Origin of the sequence: Sphaerotilus sp., from assembly GCF_034519685.1 — a bacterium.
Taxonomy (GTDB): domain Bacteria; phylum Pseudomonadota; class Gammaproteobacteria; order Burkholderiales; family Burkholderiaceae_C; genus Sphaerotilus.
The window spans coordinates 576426-593088 of sequence record NZ_JAXHOF010000006.1 but is presented as its reverse complement, the minus strand read 5'-3'; the positions used below and the strand labels follow the sequence as shown (position 1 = coordinate 593088).

Here is a 16663-nt window from a genome sequence, read left to right as displayed (position 1 = left end):
CGCATGAACGCCCCGCTCCACGCCGACTGGCGCCCCCAGATCACGCCCCGCCCGATGCCCGCCGAGATGCTGCAGGCGCTGCAGGCCCGCTTCGGCGAGCGCTGCTCGACCGCGCAGGCGGTGCGCGAACAGCACGGCCGCGACGAGTCCACCTACGACGTGCCGCCGCCGGAGGCGGTCGTCTACTGCGAATCGAACGAGGACGTGATGGCGGCGGTGAAACTGGCCGACCAGTACGCGGTGCCGGTGATCCCGTTCGGCGTCGGCTCGTCGCTGGAGGGGCACCTGCTGGCCGTGCAGGGCGGGCTGAGCCTGGACCTGTCGCGCATGAACCGCATCCTGCGCCTGAACCCGGAAGACCTCACCGTCACCGTGCAGGCCGGCGTCACCCGGATGCAGCTCAACAACGAGATCCGCCACACCGGCCTGTTCTTCCCGATCGACCCCGGCGCGGACGCCTCGCTCGGCGGCATGGCCGCCACCCGTGCATCCGGCACCAACGCGGTGCGCTACGGCACCATGCGCGAGAACGTGCTCGGCCTCGGCCTCGTCAATGCGCAGGGCGAGTGGGTGCGCACCGGCACGCGGGCGCGCAAGTCCAGTGCCGGCTACGACCTGACCCGACTGTTCGTCGGCAGCGAGGGCACGCTCGGCGTGATGACCGAGATCACGCTCAAGCTCTACCCGCTGCCCGAGGCGGTGTCGGCGGCGATCTGCCATTTCCCGAGCATCGACGCAGCGGTGCAGACGACGATCGCGGTGATCCAGATGGGCGTGCCGATCGCGCGCTGCGAGCTGATCGACGGCCAGACGGTCGGCATGGTCAACCGCCACAGCAAGCTCACGCTTCGGGAAACCCCGATGCTGCTGATGGAGTTCCACGGCACCGCCGCCAGCGTGGCCGAACAGGCGCAGACGGTGCAAGAGATCGCGGCCGACCACGGCGGCGAATCGTTCGAATGGGCCTCGACCCCGGAAGAGCGCACCCGGCTGTGGACCGCCCGCCACCACGCCTACTTCGCCGCGATCCAGAGCCGCCCGGGCTGCCGCGCGATGTCCACGGATGCCTGCGTGCCGATCTCGCGGCTGGCCGAGCTGATCGCCGAATCGGTGGCAGACGTGGATGCCTCCGGCCTGCCCTACTTCCTCGTCGGCCATGTCGGCGACGGCAACTTCCACTTCGGCTACCTGATCGACCCCGCGCAGCCGGCCGAGCGCGCCCTCGCCGAGGCACTCAACGACCGGCTGGTGGCGCGCACGCTGCGCATGGAAGGCACCTGCAGCGGCGAGCACGGCGTCGGGCTGCACAAGATGGGCTTCCTGCTTGACGAGGCCGGACCGGCGGCGGTCGGGCTGATGCGGGAGATCAAGCGGGCGCTGGATCCGAAGGACATCATGAATCCCGGCAAGATTTTTGCGCTGTGATCAAGGCGATCAGAGCGATGAGGGCGATCAGCCTGGGGTCAAGCCGCGACGAAACCGCGCCGCCTGTTCCCGCAGACCCCGCGTGATGGCCGCCCAGACGGCGGCGGACAGATCGGCGGGCACCCCTTGCTCGACGGCGGCCACTGCCTGATCGGTCCGCTCGACCATCGACACCATCTCCGTCCACAGCGCCTCGCCCCCCACGGACAGCGCCAGCGCCTGCCAGTGCCGCGTCTGGATTTCGCGCAGCCGGTGGTGGGCGCTGCGCGTGCGCACCGCCATCGCGAGTCGGGCGCGGTGCGGCGAGATGCGGTCGGCCCCCTCACCGATGATCGGCCACGCCGACAGCACGTCATAGAGTGGCGTCAGCCGGAAACCGCCGCCGCGCTGGTGGAACAGCGAGAAGTTCTTGGCGTGTCCGTCGGTGGCGGCCAGCAGCCAGAACGCGAGCTGGGTGCGCAGGAAATGGCTGCGATCGGCTGGTGCCCGTGTACTGCCGGACAGCAGGTCGAGGCAGCGCACCATCGTCGGCCCGCCATCGGTCTCGTACTTGCGGTCTGGTGGTGTGCCGGTGGCCTGACAGAAATCCTCCTGCGGCAGCCGGGCGATCCAGGGCCGAGCCGCCTGCCCCGCCACCCGTCGATCGAACCGCTCGACCACCAGGACACGCTGCGCCTCGAACCGACCGATCGAGGTCGGCGCCACCGACAGCCCAAGCGCCTGCAGCAGTTGCGCGCACAGCCACTCGTTGTCCACCGAATCGCGCATGTCGGCGCGCACATTGCCGACCAGACCGAGCGGCAGCTTCAGGATGTGACTTGTCGGCGTCGCGCCACGCGGACGGTGCCAGCGACCGTCATGCCACAGCAGGGCCGTCTTTTCCTGCGCCCCGGCAATCGAGAATCGAAAATCATCGTCCGCGTCGCCGGGTGAACCGGGGGTGGTCACGGCCGCGAGCAAGCGCGCAACCTGTGCCTCGTCGAGCGGATCGCCGTCGATGCGATCCCAGCCGGTCGGCGCGTCGTCGGGCGGCAGCAACTGGATGGCGCCGACACAGTCGCGCCCGATCGCCCGCAGCAGGTCCATCGACGTGCGCGAGGTGACGCCGAACCGGGCGCGCAGCCGGGCACGGATCGTGTCGCTGTCGGGCAGCAGGTTGTCGAAATAATGCGTGACGACCGGGCCGCGAATCTCCGCGGAACCGGGCGTGAGCGGCAAGGACAGCGACAGTGCCCGCACATTCGGCGACCGCCACCAAGCCTCGTCGTAGCGGAACACGGCCCCGCCTCGACCTTCGGTCCACAGGCCGACCGCCTCGCCGTTCATCCACACCCGCAGCGCCGTCGCCATCAATGCCCCTCACCACTCGGCGGCATCGCCCGCAGGCTTCGGCTCATGGCCGCGTGGTCTCAGCACCACCTGCACATCCAGCACCGCCAGCACGCGCCACAACTGCTCGACGCTGATCGCCGTCGGGTCGCGCTCGATGCGTGCCACGCGGCTCTGGCCGACGCCCAGGCGCTGGCCGAGTTCAGCCTGGCTCCACCCCTTGGCCAACCGCAGGGCGCGCAGGTGGTGGGTGAGCTGGTCGGGGATCTGCAGCGGGTAGTCCATACGGGCAACGATATGCCTGATTCGGCATGAATGCAAGATATGCCTGATCAAGCATCAACCCGTCACGCCACCCGCTCCGCCCACCTGTTGCCGCAACATCGCCACCTGCTGCACGCCTTCGGTATTGCCGAGCGTGCGAAACCCCTGCTCGGCGGCATCGAGCACCTTGAGCGCTCCGTCACGCAGGCCGCCCATCGCCAGCACCTGGGCCAGCAACATCCCAACGACCGCGATTCCGTCCGGGCGTTGCAGCTTCTGATTGATCGCGAAGGAGTGCGCCAGGTCTTCATAAATGGCCTGGATGCCCCCGACCTCGTGGTCGCCACGACCGATACGCAACTGGGCTGACGCAAATCGCGTATGGGCAACACCATCAATGTCGCCGAGCTGCTCAAACACCGTCAGGCGCTCGACATGCAAGGCCAGCGCCTCATCGAGCTGCCCGCGCGACTGCAGGATGTCCGCAATCTTGCCCTGCGTCACCGCCTTCGAGCGCACATCGCCCAGCCTCTCATAGACCGGCAACTCTTCTTCCAGCCGGATGCGCAGCGCCTCATCGAGCTGCCCGCGCGACTGCAGGATGTCCGCAATCTTGCCCTGCGTCACCGCCTTCGAGCGCACATCGCCCAGCCTCTCATAGACCGGCAACTCTTCTTCCAGCCGGATGCGCAGCGCCTCATCGAGCTGCCCGCGCGACTGCAGGATGTCCGCAATCTTGCCCTGCGTCACCGCCTTCTCGCGCACATCGCCCAGCCTCTCATAGACCGGCAACTGTTCTTCCAGCCGGATGCGCAGCGCCTCATCAAGCTGCCCGCGCGACTGCAGGATGTCCGCTTGCGTCCCGAGCACGACAACAACCTCGCGGTCATTTCCGGATTGACGCAGCAGGGTCGCAGCTTGGGAAAAACACCCGGCAGCCTCATGAAGCTGCCCCTGGGTGACAAGGGTCTGGCCCTTTTTCCAGAGCACGTTCGCCTGTTCGAATGGCGAATTCGCCATGGCGAGCATCCACTCGACACTGGCATCACGCAGCGTGGCATGTGCCGCACGCACGGCCACCTCATGCACCGCCAGTGCGCAGGCCAGGGAAGGCGGGTGCTCCAGTCGGTCCAGCGCCGCGCAGGCGGGTTGCACCAGTTCATCCAGGATGCGCTGCGCATGGTCGTCCTGCGCGTATCGATGCGCAGCCAGCACAGCCGTGGTGCCGTCGATCAGCACCGCTGGCCCCAGCACCGGCGCCAGTCGCAGCAGCCGCCATGATTCAGCTGCAAACGGGGCTGACCGCAGGAAGGCACCATCCCGTACCCAGGCTTGTGCCAGCGCAGGCAACACAGCACTGGCTAACATCGGTAGCTCGTCGTTCGCCAAGGACTCGGCCAACGGACGCGCCAGCGGATTGACCGCTGCATGACGCACATCGGCAAACTTGCCAAAGTCGTCGAACAGACCCAACCCGAGCAGCCGGTCTGTCGCCGCCGCGGCGTCCGTCACGCCAGCCGCCTGTCCCACCGCCTCCAGCGCCGCGCGGGGCACCGGCAGGCCGCTGTCGAACAGCGTGGCCGCCTGGAGCTGGCGCAACTGATCGGGCGTGAGCGCGGCGCGGTAGGTCTCGAAGGCCATGCGGCGGAAGAACTGCAGCAGCGCATTGCCCTGGTCGGCTGCCGTCAGTTGCACGGCCGGCAGCGCCACCCGCGCCCGCAGGTCGGCCGGGATCTCGCCGTTCGCCTGGAACTGCTCGATCGTCGCCATCGCCCGCTCGGCCACCGCCAGCTCGCCCGACAGCAGCGGGCGGGTCAGCACCTCCTGCAAGCCCGGATTGCCGACCGCTAACCCGATGGCCCGCAGCATCAGCCGCCGCAACTCAGGCGTGTCGGCGGGCGCCTTCGTCAGCAACCGCAGCGCCGCGTCCCACTGCTTGAGCTGGTCGATGTCCGACATCGGCTGCAGCGGCACGGGGATCAGGCGCTCGGCGAGGTCGCTGCCCCAGTCATCCGGCAACGTGAAGCGGTAGCGGCTGGTCAGCAGCAGGCGCGAGGCCGTGCGCCCGGCCATCCGGTCGAAAGCGGTCAGGATCGCCTGCAAGGCCACCCGCCCATCGCCTGCCCTGACCCGCACCCCCGCTTCGTCGCCGGGCTTCGGGGTCTCCAGGATGCGCTCCAGGTCGTCGATGATCAGCAGCAGCGGCGCCGCAGCCTGCTGGCCATCGTGGTGGCTCCCCAGCAAATCCAGCAGGGCTTCGAGCGCATCAGCGAGCCGGCCACCGTCTTGCCGCACGGCTTCGCGCCACTCGTCCATGAAACTCTGCCTGCGCGCCACCGGAACGGCGTCCTTCAGACCATCCAGCACCGCCAGCGCGTCATAGCGCTCGAAGACCACCACCGTCTGATGCCGATGCAACCGGCTCGCGACCCGCGCGGCCACGCTGGACTTGCCCAGATTGCCCATGCCGTGCAGCAGCACGCCGCAGCCTCCGCCGGACCCCGAATCGACCTCGGCGAACGCACGAAACACCCGCTGCAGCACACGCCGCCGACCGACAAATGCCCCTCGCCCGGCCACCGGCACCCGCTGGCGCTGCTTGTCGAGGAATTGCCGGTCCACGCCTTGGCCAGCGTGCTGGCGCTTCTTTCCCTGACCCTGACGCGCGATCAGTGGCCCGCCTCCGTGCGCACCAACATAGAGACGCGCCAGATGCCAGTGCGCCCCACGGTTCGGATCGGTGCGCGCGGTCCGCAGCAGCTTGCTGCGTGCCCGGGCCGCCGCCAGCGCCACGGCCCGCCCTTGCGCCAGTTCGTCATAGAAGTGCTCGGCGAAGGCCGCGGCATCCACGTCCCGCACCGAGCCATCCCAGCCCAGCACATGCGCCACCCCGGCACGGATCAGTTCCCGCACCATCGGCTCGGCCGCGCGGCGACGCCCTTCCTCGCCAGACTCGACCCGCTCGGCCGTCCGGCACGCCGACAGGAAGAGCAGCGGCAGACGGTCCGCCTCACCGATCGCCTCGACGAGCGTGGGCACCTCCGTCAAGACCATGCCGCCACGGTCGTCCTCCAGCGCCAGCACCGGGCCACGCCGCTTGTCGATGTCGCCATGGCAGGACAGGTGCAGCACGTCGAACGGACCATCCGCCACCAGCCGATCCTTCAGCCACTCTGCCGAACCGGTTTCCTCGACGAACAAGTGCAGCGGCTTGCGCTGGGTGGCCTGAAGGATCGCGGCTTCCTCGGCCTCGAAGGACAGCACATGCTGACCCTCCGGCGCCGCCGCCATGAACAGCATCTGCAGGTCCACAAACTCGGCCACCCGCGGAGTGGCCGCCGCGCCGATGCGCCGCACCACCTCGAAGGGCTGCACCGCGTCCTCGGCCAGCCAGCCCTGCGGCCCGGACAGCAACTCCCACGGCGCGTCGAGCAGCGCGCGGGCCGCTTCGTCCTGCAGCGCATCAGGCCGCACGCAGATGTCCAGCACCCGCGCCCCGGTTCCCGCCGCCCACGCCGCAGCCCAGCCCGCCGGCTTGTCCAGCCAGTCCCACAGTTCCCGGCCGATGAGGCGCAGCGTGTCCGCGCCACTGTCGGCCCGCACCGCCTCGTCGTAGCGCCGCGCCCAGTCTTGCAGCCGCGGCAAGGCGCTTTCCAGATCGAGCCGCTGCTCAAGCGACGGCCCCGACGCCTGCGTGTCCTCGGCGCGGCAGAACACGTCGCTGCCGCGCAATTCGATGGTGGCTTTCATGCCCGATCCCCCTTGATGTTGTCGTCTTGCCCGCCGCGCCGATCAGCCGAGGTCCAGCCCCGCCAGGAAGCTCTGCACCTGCACGCCCAGCTTCTGGCGAATCAGCTCGCGATGCGGTGCGTACAGCGCGGTGTTGAGGGTCATCTTCTGCGCCGCGGTCCAGAAGCGCAGATGCCGCACGCCCCAGCCGGTGAAGAGCACGCGGCGACGCCGGTCGTCGCTGGTGTAGTGGAAGGCGCCCAGGGCCATCGCCAGCGTGCCGCCCTCGGATCGCTGCACCGCGCCGATCTGGAAATTGCCGCCAGTGCTCGACGAGGTGTGAAAGTTGAAGACCTCGATCGCCCGGTCGCCGTCGGCCATCTCCTGCAGCACGTCGAGCGCCTCGGTCAGCAGCGACAACTGGTTCTGCGTCGCCACGGCGGCGATCACCTTCAACGCCGCCTTGTCGAGCCGCAGATCGCCCTCGTCCTGCCGGTACTCGGCGAAGGCCAGCCGCTCGCTGGTCCAGCCGACCTGCTCCAGGATCTCGGTGTAGAGCCCGTACCACTCGGCCACCTGCGTGCCTCGGTCGAAGCGTCCGCTGGCGCCCCGGTGGGCAAGCTGCACCGCGTGGAGCACGTCGTCGCGCTCCTGCGTTCCGATGCCATCCACGAAGGACAGCAGCGTGCCGGCGTCCACGGCAGCCTGAAGACCCGCCGGCAGCGGCGAGGCGGGCAGCGTCGGCACGGCCGTCTCGCCAACCCCAACCCCTCTTGTCACGGTCCCGCGCGTCCGCGCCGGCACCTCGTCGGCCAGAACCAGTTGTCGGATGTAGTCCGTCGTGGTGGTCGTCATGTCAGCCCCCTGCCCTTCAAATGGAAAAGTCAATCGCCAAAAGAATATCCCACTGTTTCATCCATCAACACCGGGGCGTTCCCGGCTCCAGCACCGGGCAAACCGTCGTTCAGCGTTCGGGTTCGTGATCTGAGCCGCGCAAGCGCGGAGATGGTGTCGGAACTCCCCTCGATATCGGTCCAAGATCCGCGGGTAGCCTTCCTAGAATCCGACCATGTCCGAAATCATCAGCCAGATCGCGCAAATCAACGTGCCGCAGGACGTCCTGCAGAACGCGGACTTCGACGGCATCGTCAACGACTTCCGGCGCCATTTCCGGCGTCTGGACGATTTCCAGCGCATCCACGGACCGGTCGGCATGCACGACTCGCTGCAGCCGCTGTGGCAGGCGATCGCCGCAGGTGACCACCGACCGGACAACTCGGATCTGGAGGTGTCGGCGCTGTCGAAGACGCTCGGGCAGCTGATCGTGCTGTCGGTGGTGCAGTCGCAGCAGATCCAGCGCCAGCAGGACGCCCTGTCCTCGCAGCAGACGGCCACCCGCACGCTGCAGCAGAAGGTCAAGCAAGCGCACACCACGCTGGCCGAGTACCAGCAGGCCCAGGGGGCGCACAGCGGCGAGATGCAGCAGGTGATGAACCAGCTGCTGGAAGTCCGCAACGGCCTGGTTGCCACCACCCAGCGCGTGACCGAAGCCACCCAGGACAGCCGCAAGACCCGCGAGGAACTACAGGCCCAGATCCAGAAGGCGCTGACGGAGGCCACGGCCCGCGTCGACACCGCCTGCGAATGGGTGCAGACCATTGCCGACGCACAGAACGTCAAGGTGGAGACGCTGCGCAATGCCGTGCAGGCCGACACCGACGCCCGCGACCATTCCGAGAAGCTACTGGCCGATGACCTGGCCTTGCTCCAGCGCCAGCTCGACCAGGAACACAACCGGGTCGAAGACCTGAGCGACCTGCTCTCCCAGCACCGGATGGCCCAGGACACGCTGCAGAACCGCGTCACCACGCTGACCCAGGAGCGTGCCGCCGAACAAGCCCAGATGCAGGAGCGGCTGAAGAAGCTCACGCTGGGCATCGCGGGGGTGTCCGGACTGGCGCTGATCGGGTTGATGCTGGCGGTGACCCGCTTCCTCTGACCGACAGCGCCCGAACGCAAGAGGCCGACCCGTCACCGGGCCGGCCTCTTGCATTGCCGGAGTCGTTTCAGCTGGTCGATGCCGGCGCAGGCACGCCCCAGCGCTTCGTCACATCCCCCTTGGCATTGACACTCTCCAGGAACACCGCGAAGCCCCACAGCCGCGCGACGTGCTTGAGCACCTCGATAGCGCTGTCGGCCAGCGGGCGGTCCTGGTGCTGGAAATGCCGCAGCGTCAGCGAGCGGTCACCGCGCAGGTTGACGTTCCACACCTGGATGTTGGGCTCGCGCGAGCCGAGGTCATACTGGCGCGACAGCGCATCGCGCACCCGCCGGTAGCCGCTGTCGTCGTGGATGGCGCTGACCTCGATCTCGGGCTTCTTGTCGTCGTCGTGCAATGCGAACAGCCGCAGGTCGCGCATCAGCTTCGGGCTGAGGTACTGGCCAATGAAGCTCTCGTCCTTGAAGTTGCGCATCGCCTGGTCGAGCGCGGGCAGCCAGGGCGTGCCAGCCAGTTCGGGGAACCACTGGCGGTCCTCCTCGGTCGGCTCCTCGCAGATGCGCTTGATGTCGGTGTACATGGCAAAACCGAGCGCATACGGGTTGATGCCGCTGTAGCCCCGGTCGCCCACACGCGGCTGGTAGACCACGTTGGTGTGCGACTTCAGCCACTCGATCATCACGCCGTCGGTCAGGTGGCCGTCGTCGTACATGGTGTTGAGCAGCTTGTGGTGCCAGAAGGTGGCCCAGCCCTCGTTCATGACCTGCGACTGGCGCTGCGGATAGAAATACTGCGCCACCTTGCGCACGATGCGCACGATCTCACGCTGCCACGGCTCCAGCAGTGGGGCGTTCTTCTCGACGAAGTACAGCAGGTTCTCCTGCGGCTCCTCGGGGAAGCGGCGGTTGCTCTGCGCTTCTTCGGCCTTCTCGGCTCGGCGCGGCAGCGTGCGCCAGAGGTCGTTGACCTGCTGCTGGGCGTAGGCTTCGCGGTCCTTGCGTTCGCTGAGTTCCTGCGCCAGCGTCTTCTTGCTCGGACGGCGGTAGCGGTCGACACCGTGGTTCATCAGCGCGTGGCAGCTGTCGAGGAAGGCCTCCACCGTGTCGATGCCGTGGCGCTCCTCGCAGTCGGCGATGTAGTTCTTCGCGTAGACGAGGTAGTCGATGATCGACGCCGCATCCGTCCACATGCGGAACAGGTAGTTGCCCTTGAAGAAGCTGTTGTGGCCGTAGGCGGCGTGGGCGATGACCAGCGCCTGCATGGCCATCGAGTTCTCCTCCATCAGGTAGCTGATGCAGGGATTCGAGTTGATGACGATCTCGTAGGCCAGCCCCATGTGGCCACGCTTGTAGTTCTTCTCGGTCGAGATGAACTCCTTGCCGTAGCTCCAGTGGCGGTAGTTCACCGGCATGCCGACGCTGGCGTAGGCGTCCATCATCTGCTCGGCGGTGATGATCTCCAGCTGGTTGGGGTAGGTGTCGAGGCCGAAGCGGGCCGCGGTGCCGCGGATCACGTCGTGGTACTGCTCGATCAGCTCGAAGTTCCAGTCGCTCGGGCCGGGCAGCGGCTCGGCAGCCCGTTCGGGCGCCGGCAGCGGACCGCCGTGCAGATCCTTCATGGCGACAGCGGGCATGGGTTTCATGCGGTGGCTCCTTCCTTCTTGAACAGGTCACGGAACACCGGGTAGATCTGGTCGGCGCTCGTCACCTTGCGCATCGCGAAATGCGGCCCGGAGGTTTCACTCAGGCGCGTGTACTCGTCCCACAGGTTCTGCTCCGGCTCGGCCACCTGCACATAGGCAAAGTAGCGGCACAGCGGCAGGATCTTGTTCTGCAGGATCTCGCGGCAGCGGCCCGAGTCGTGGTGCCAGTTGTCGCCGTCGCTGGCCTGCGCGCCGTAGATGTTCCACTGGTCGCTGGGATAGCGGGCGCGAATGATCTCCTCCATCAGCACCAGCGCGCTGGACACCACCGTGCCGCCGGTCTCGGTCGAGTGGAAGAAGCCTTGTTCATCCACCTCCTGCGCCTGCGTGTGGTGGCGGATGAAGACGATGTCGATCTTCTCGTAGTGCTTCGTCAGGAACAGGTAGAGCAGGATGAAGAAGCGCTTGGACAGCTCCTTGCGCGACTCGTCCATCGAGCCGGACACGTCCATCACGCAGAACATCACCGCCTTCGAGGTCGGCACCGGCACCTTCACCCGGCTGCGAAAGCGCAGGTCGATCGGGTCGAGGAAGGGGATGTGGCCGATGCGCGCCCGCAGCTCGGCGATGCGGGTCTGCAGGTCCAGCAGCACCTTCTCGGCGAGCAGATCGGTCGGGTGTGGATGGGCCTGCAGCTCGGCGAGCTGGTGTTCGAGGTGGCGCAGTTCGCGCCGGCTGTCGTTACCCAGCGCGATGCGCCGGCCGAGCGCGCCGCGCATCGACCGCACGATGTGCAGGTTGCTCGGCGTGCCGTCGTTGGTGAAGCCGGCGCGGTGGCTTTTCCACTCGGGGGTTTCGGCGAGCTGGGTGCGGATCAGGTGCGGCAGGGCCAGATCCTCGAAGAAGACCTGCATGAACTCCTCCTTGCTCAGCGAGAAGACAAAGTCGTCCTCGCCTTCGCCGGAGTCGCTCGCCTGGCCCTGGCCGGAGCCGCCGCCGGCGCCACCGCCCTTGGGCCGCTTGATGCGGTCGCCAGCCACATAGTCCTGGTTGCCGGGGTGGACCATGTCGCGCTGGCCGCCCTGTCCGTGGTGGAAGACCGGCTCGCTGATGTCCTTCTTGGGGATGTGGATGTCCTCGCCACGCTCCAGGTCGCGGATGCCGCGCCCGTCGATGGCGCGGCGCACGGCACCCCGGATCTGGTCCTTGTAACGCCGCAGGAAGCGCTCGCGGTTGCCGATCGACTTGTTCTTGCCGGAGAGCCTGCGGTCGATGATCTGCTGGAACATGGTTCACCTTGCAATGGTTGGCCGCCCCGGCACCTCCCGGAGCCAGGGCGGCCGGGGCCTCAGCTCGACTTGCGCACGCGCAGGTACCACTCGCACAGCAGGCGCACCTGCTTGGGCGTGTAGCCCTTGAGCACCATGCGGTTGACGAAGTCCTCGTGCTTCTTGGCCTCGTCGTTGCTCGCCTTGGCGTTGAAGCTGATGACCGGCAGCAGCTCCTCGGTGTTCGAGAACATCTTCTTCTCGATCACCGCACGCAGCTTCTCGTAGCTGGTCCAGACCGGGTTCTTGCCGCCGTTGTTGGCGCGGGCCCGCAGCACGAAGTTGACGATCTCGTTGCGGAAATCCTTCGGGTTGGCGATGCCGGCGGGCTTCTCGATCTTCTCCAGCTCACCATTCAGGCTGGCACGGTCGAACACCTCACCCGTGTCGGTGTCGCGGTACTCCTGGTCCTGGATCCAGTAGTCGGCGTAGGTCACGTAGCGGTCGAAGATGTTCTGGCCGTACTCGGAATAGCTCTCCAGGTAGGCGGTCTGGATCTCCTTGCCGATGAACTCGGCGTAGCGCGGGGCCAGCAGCTCCTTGATGTAGCCGATGTACTTCGATTCGGTCTCGGCGGGGAACTGCTCGCGCTCGATCTGCTTCTCCAGCACGTACATCAGGTGGACCGGGTTGGCCGCCAGCTCGGTGTTGTCAAAGTTGAAGACCTTGGACAGGATCTTGTAGGCGAAGCGCGTCGAGATGCCGCTCATGCCCTCGTCCACGCCAGCGTAGTCGCGGTATTCCTGGTAGCTCTTGGCGCGCGGGTCGGTGTCCTTCAGGTTCTCGCCGTCGTAGATCATCATCTTGCTGTAGAGGCTGGAGTTCTCCGGCTCCTTCAGGCGCGTGAGCATGGCGAACTGGCTCATCATCTTCAGCGTGCCCGGCGCGCAGGTGGCGCCAGCCAGCGAGCTGCCCTTCAGCAGCTTCTCGTAGATCTTCACCTCTTCCGACACCCGCAGGCAGTACGGCACCTTGACGATGTAGATCCGGTCGAGGAAGGCCTCGTTGTTCTTGTTGTTGCGGAAGGTCTTCCACTCGCTCTCGTTCGAGTGCGCCAGCACGATGCCGTCGAACGGGATGGCGCCAAAACCTTCGGTGCCCTTGAAGTTGGCCTCCTGCGTGGCGGTCAGCAGCGGGTGCAGCACCTTGATCGGCGCCTTGAACATTTCCACGAACTCCAGCATCCCCTGGTTGGCCAGGCACAGGCCACCCGAGTAGCTGTAGGCGTCCGGATCGTCCTGGGCGAAGGTCTCCAGCTTGCGGATGTCCACCTTGCCGACCAGCGCGCTGATGTCCTGGTTGTTCTCGTCACCCGGCTCGGTCTTGGCGATGCCGACCTGCTTGAGGATCGACGGGAAACGCTTGACCACCTTGAAGCGGCGGATGTCCCCCCCGAACTCTTCGAGCCGCTTGACCGCCCACGGGCTCATCACGCGGTTCAGGTAGCGCGCCGGGATGCCGTATTCCTTCTCCAGCACGGCGCCGTCCTCGGCCGGATCGAACAGGCCCAGCGGCGACTCGTTCACCGGCGAACCCTTGATCGCGTAGAACGGCACCTCCTGCATGAGCTGCTTCAGGCGCTCGGCGATGGAGCTTTTGCCGCCGCCCACGGGGCCCAGCAGGTAGAGGATCTGCTTCTTCTCCTCCAGCCCTTGCGCGGCGTGGCGGAAGTAGGAAACGACCTGCTCGATCGCGTCCTCCATGCCGTAGAACTCGGCGAAGGCGGGGTAGATCTTGATGATCTTGTTGGCGAACAGCCGCGACAGACGGGGGTCGTTGCGGGTGTCGATCGACTTGGGCTCGCCGATGGCCTTGAGCATGCGCTCGGCGGCCGAGGCATAGGCCAAGGGGTTGCGCTTGCACTCGGCAAGGTAGTCTTCCAGCGAGATTTCTTCCTCGCGGGTACGCTCGTAGCGGGCGGCGAAATTGCTGATCACGTCCATTGCAGGCCTCCTGTATGAAGTCAGGCGATGGGCGACAGGATCAGTGTCGCACCACCAGGGAAGATCTGATGGCGTCCCGCGCCGGGGCGAGGCGCCATCAGAACTTTCCGTTGGTCTGCAAGCGCGGAAAACCCGCGTTTGTGTGACTCGGCAATGTCAGCTTCGTTCCACCTTGAGTCCGTCGGTCCCGGGAAGTGACCCGGTCGAATCGGCCATTTCCATCTGAGATCGGGGTGGCGCGACATCCGTCACTCCGCACCCGCTTCACCCTCTGTCCACTACGTCAGGCTGTTTCCCTGCGTTGACAGCTGCAAGGCCCGTGCCCGAACCCTCCGCCTGCAGCACAGGATGCCGCCAAACCTGTACCGATCGTGACGGAAGGGACGAAGCAGGACAACACCGCAACTGCGGATGCTCAGCACAGCAAAAGCCACCCGGAAGCGGGTGGCACCGCGCAGCCAGACGTGCTCAGCGCTCGGTCGCGCCGAGGCGGTCGAGCAGGCCGCTCAGCTCGTCGAGCGAACCGAAGGCGATGGCGACCTCGCCCTGCTCGCCACGGCGGGTGCGCTTCTTGACGCGGATCTCGACCTGAGCGGTCAGCAGATCCGACAGCTGCGCTTCGAGGCGCTGCACGTCACGCGACTTGGCCGGTACAGCCCGCTCGGTCGCACCGGGGTGGGCCGGGTCGTGCTGGCGGTTGACGAGTTTTTCGGCCTCGCGCACCGAGAGCTTGCGGCCGACGACCTCGTTGGCGCAGGTGATCTGGTGCGCCTTGTCCAGCGACAGCAGCGCACGGGCGTGGCCCATGTCGATGTCGCCGGCGGTGAGCATCTGCTGCACCGGCTCGGCCAGCTGCAGCAGGCGCAGCAGGTTGGACGTGGCGCTGCGCGAGCGGCCGATGGCCTGCGCGGCGCTGTCGTGCGTCAGCCCGAAGTCGCGGATCAGGCGCTGCACGCCGTGCGCCTCTTCGAGCGGGTTGAGGTCTTCGCGCTGGATGTTCTCGATCAGCGCCATCACCGCGGCGGCCTGGTCCGGCACGTCACGCACCAGCACGGGCACCTCGTCCAGCCCCGCCAGCCGCGCCGCACGGGTGCGGCGCTCGCCGGCGATGATCTCGTACATCGGCAGCCCGTCGCGCGAGGCCACGGGGCGCACCAGCACCGGCTGCATCACGCCCTGGGTCTTGATGCTCTCGGCCAGCTCGAACAGCGAGCCTTCGTCCATGCGGGTGCGCGGCTGGTACTTGCCGGGCAGGAGCTGGTCGAGCTGGACGGCACCGGGATGCCGCTCCTTGCCGCCGGGCTGTGGCGTGGTGTCGCTGACCTGCGGCCCGAGCAGGGCTTCCAGACCGCGACCGAGACCTTTGGGCTTCTTGGTGACCATCGGGCGATTGTCCGCGATATCCACGTCGTTTCAGGGGCTGACGTGCAGGGCTTGCCCCAGGGTGGCCACATGCGCAAGTCCTTCGGGCCAGTCGCCCAGGCCCGACTCGGCGTTGAGGTGGCCACGCGGGCCGGCGTCGATGCGGATCACGCCCCAGTCCGCGCACAGCCCGAGGGCACGCGCCGGGTCGCAGTACGGGTCGTTCGACGACACCACGGCCACCGCCGCGAACGACAGCGGCTGGCGGCGGATCGGCCGCCAGTTGTGGAGCTGGGGCGGCATGTCGGCGCGCTCGGTGTCGGGGGGCGCCACCAGCAGCGCGCCCTGCACGCGCGCCGTGTGGCGGCTGTGCGCAGCCCACGAGGCCACGAGCTGACAGCCCAGGCTGTGCGCCACCAGCACCGCCGGCCGCGGGTCCGACAGCAGCACGTCGTCGAGCCGCGCCATCCAGTCGCCCCGGCGTGGCCAGACCCAGTCGTCCTGCTCGACCACCTCGAAGCCGTGCAGCGCAGCCCAGCGCGTCTGCCAGTGGCCCTCGCCCGAGCCCAGCCAGCCGGGCAGCATCAGCACACGAAAGGGATGCAGTATCTGGAGTGTCTTGTTCATGCCGTATTCTTTCGCGTTCTCTTTGGCGTTCCACCGATACAAGGATTTCTCCCATGAAGCATGCAGTGTTTGTCGATGGTCAGGAAGGCACCACCGGCCTGCGCATCCACGAGTACCTGGCCGGCCGCGCCGACATCGACGTGCTGCGCATCGATCCGGACAAGCGCAAGGACGCTGCCGAGCGCGCGCGCCTGCTGAACGCGGCCGACGTGGCCTTCCTGTGCCTGCCGGATGCGGCGGCCGTCGAAGCCGCGGCGCTGATCACCAACCCGAACACCTGCCTGATCGACGCCAGCACCGCGCACCGCACCGTGCCGGGCTGGGCGTTCGGCCTGCCGGAGCTGGCCGCAGGCCAGCGCGAGCAGCTGCGCGCCGCCAAGCGCATCGCCAATCCGGGCTGCCACGCCAGCGCCTTCATCCTGCTGATGCGCCCGCTGGTGGACGCCGGGCTGGTGCCGGCGGCGCTGCCGGTGAATGCCACGTCGCTGACGGGCTACTCGGGCGGCGGCAAGAAGATGATCGAGCAGTACCAGGCCGGCGGCGACGTGAAGCTGGAGTCACCGCGCCCCTACGCGCTGGGCCTGTCGCACAAGCACATCCCGGAAATGATGACCCACACGGGGCTGACGACCAAGCCGGTCTTCGTGCCGGTGGTCGGCAACTTCTACAAGGGCCTGTCGGTGACGATCCCGCTGCACCGCGCGCAGCTCGCCCCGGGTGCCACCGCCGAGCGGCTGCACGCCGCCTTCGCGGAGCACTACGCCGGCGAGCCCTTCGTGCGCGTCATGCCGCTGAACGACCCGTCCACGATGGAAGGTGGCTTCTTCGACGTGCAGGGCTGCAACGACACCAACCGGGTCGACCTGTTCGTGTTCGCCAATGGCGAGCAGGTGCTGCTGATGGCCCGGCTGGACAACCTCGGCAAGGGCGCCAGCGGCGCCGCGGTGCAGTCGATGAACGTCCATCTGGGGCTGGACGAAGGCCTGGGCCTCTGACGCCTGCACGCCATGCACCC

The 16663-nt window shown here is 67.4% G+C and carries 12 protein-coding genes; 3 read left to right on the top strand and 9 right to left on the bottom strand.

Going from position 1 to position 16663, the window contains the following annotated elements; translation table 11 throughout:
- Positions 1 to 3 precede the first annotated feature (3 nt).
- A complete protein-coding gene (locus tag U5O44_RS13920; RefSeq protein ID WP_322589051.1) occupies positions 4 to 1425 on the top strand; it encodes an FAD-binding oxidoreductase in 1422 nt (473 codons plus the stop codon).
- Between the two features lie 27 nt (positions 1426 to 1452).
- Here U5O44_RS13920 and U5O44_RS13915 read toward each other — a convergent pair whose 3' ends face one another.
- The 4 genes from U5O44_RS13915 to U5O44_RS13900 are packed head-to-tail and all read right to left on the bottom strand — an operon-like array spanning position 1453 to position 7602.
- Positions 1453 to 2775 carry a type II toxin-antitoxin system HipA family toxin gene (locus tag U5O44_RS13915; protein ID WP_322589050.1) on the bottom strand — a complete coding sequence of 441 codons (1323 nt, stop codon included), beginning with the start codon at positions 2773 to 2775 and terminating at the stop codon, positions 1453 to 1455.
- A gap of 9 nt (positions 2776 to 2784) precedes the next feature.
- Complete coding sequence (locus U5O44_RS13910; protein ID WP_322589049.1) at positions 2785 to 3039, bottom strand: helix-turn-helix domain-containing protein; 255 nt, start codon at positions 3037 to 3039, stop codon at positions 2785 to 2787.
- Between the two features lie 54 nt (positions 3040 to 3093).
- Complete coding sequence (locus tag U5O44_RS13905) at positions 3094 to 6768, bottom strand: CHAT domain-containing protein (RefSeq protein WP_322589048.1); 3675 nt, start codon at positions 6766 to 6768, stop codon at positions 3094 to 3096.
- Positions 6769 to 6810: 42 nt separating this feature from the next.
- Positions 6811 to 7602 (bottom strand): hypothetical protein, encoded by a 792-nt coding sequence (locus U5O44_RS13900; protein ID WP_322589047.1) that lies wholly within the window; start codon positions 7600 to 7602, stop codon positions 6811 to 6813.
- Between the two features lie 214 nt (positions 7603 to 7816).
- Between U5O44_RS13900 and U5O44_RS13895 the strand changes: the two genes are divergently transcribed.
- Positions 7817 to 8746, top strand: a complete 930-nt coding sequence (locus U5O44_RS13895) for a hypothetical protein (RefSeq protein ID WP_322589046.1) — start codon at positions 7817 to 7819, stop codon at positions 8744 to 8746.
- A gap of 67 nt (positions 8747 to 8813) precedes the next feature.
- On the opposite strand, the gene U5O44_RS13890 is transcribed toward U5O44_RS13895, so the two are convergent.
- The 5 genes from U5O44_RS13890 to U5O44_RS13870 form a co-directional block, all read right to left on the bottom strand.
- Positions 8814 to 10364: a SpoVR family protein gene (locus U5O44_RS13890; RefSeq protein ID WP_416222216.1), complete on the bottom strand. Its 1551-nt coding sequence runs from the start codon at positions 10362 to 10364 to the stop codon at positions 8814 to 8816.
- A gap of 20 nt (positions 10365 to 10384) precedes the next feature.
- Entirely contained in the window at positions 10385 to 11677 is a 1293-nt protein-coding gene (locus U5O44_RS13885; RefSeq protein ID WP_322589045.1) for a YeaH/YhbH family protein, read from the bottom strand.
- Between the two features lie 59 nt (positions 11678 to 11736).
- Entirely contained in the window at positions 11737 to 13659 is a 1923-nt protein-coding gene (locus U5O44_RS13880) for a PrkA family serine protein kinase (RefSeq protein WP_322589044.1), read from the bottom strand.
- A gap of 468 nt (positions 13660 to 14127) precedes the next feature.
- Entirely contained in the window at positions 14128 to 15042 is a 915-nt protein-coding gene (locus U5O44_RS13875; protein WP_322589043.1) for a ParB/RepB/Spo0J family partition protein, read from the bottom strand.
- 30 nt (positions 15043 to 15072) lie between these two features.
- Entirely contained in the window at positions 15073 to 15648 is a 576-nt protein-coding gene (locus tag U5O44_RS13870; RefSeq protein WP_322589042.1) for an RBBP9/YdeN family alpha/beta hydrolase, read from the bottom strand.
- A 53-nt stretch (positions 15649 to 15701) separates the two neighbouring features.
- Between U5O44_RS13870 and argC the strand changes: the two genes are divergently transcribed.
- Positions 15702 to 16643 carry an N-acetyl-gamma-glutamyl-phosphate reductase gene (gene argC, locus U5O44_RS13865; protein ID WP_322589041.1) on the top strand — a complete coding sequence of 314 codons (942 nt, stop codon included), beginning with the start codon at positions 15702 to 15704 and terminating at the stop codon, positions 16641 to 16643.
- Positions 16644 to 16663: the final 20 nt, after the last annotated feature.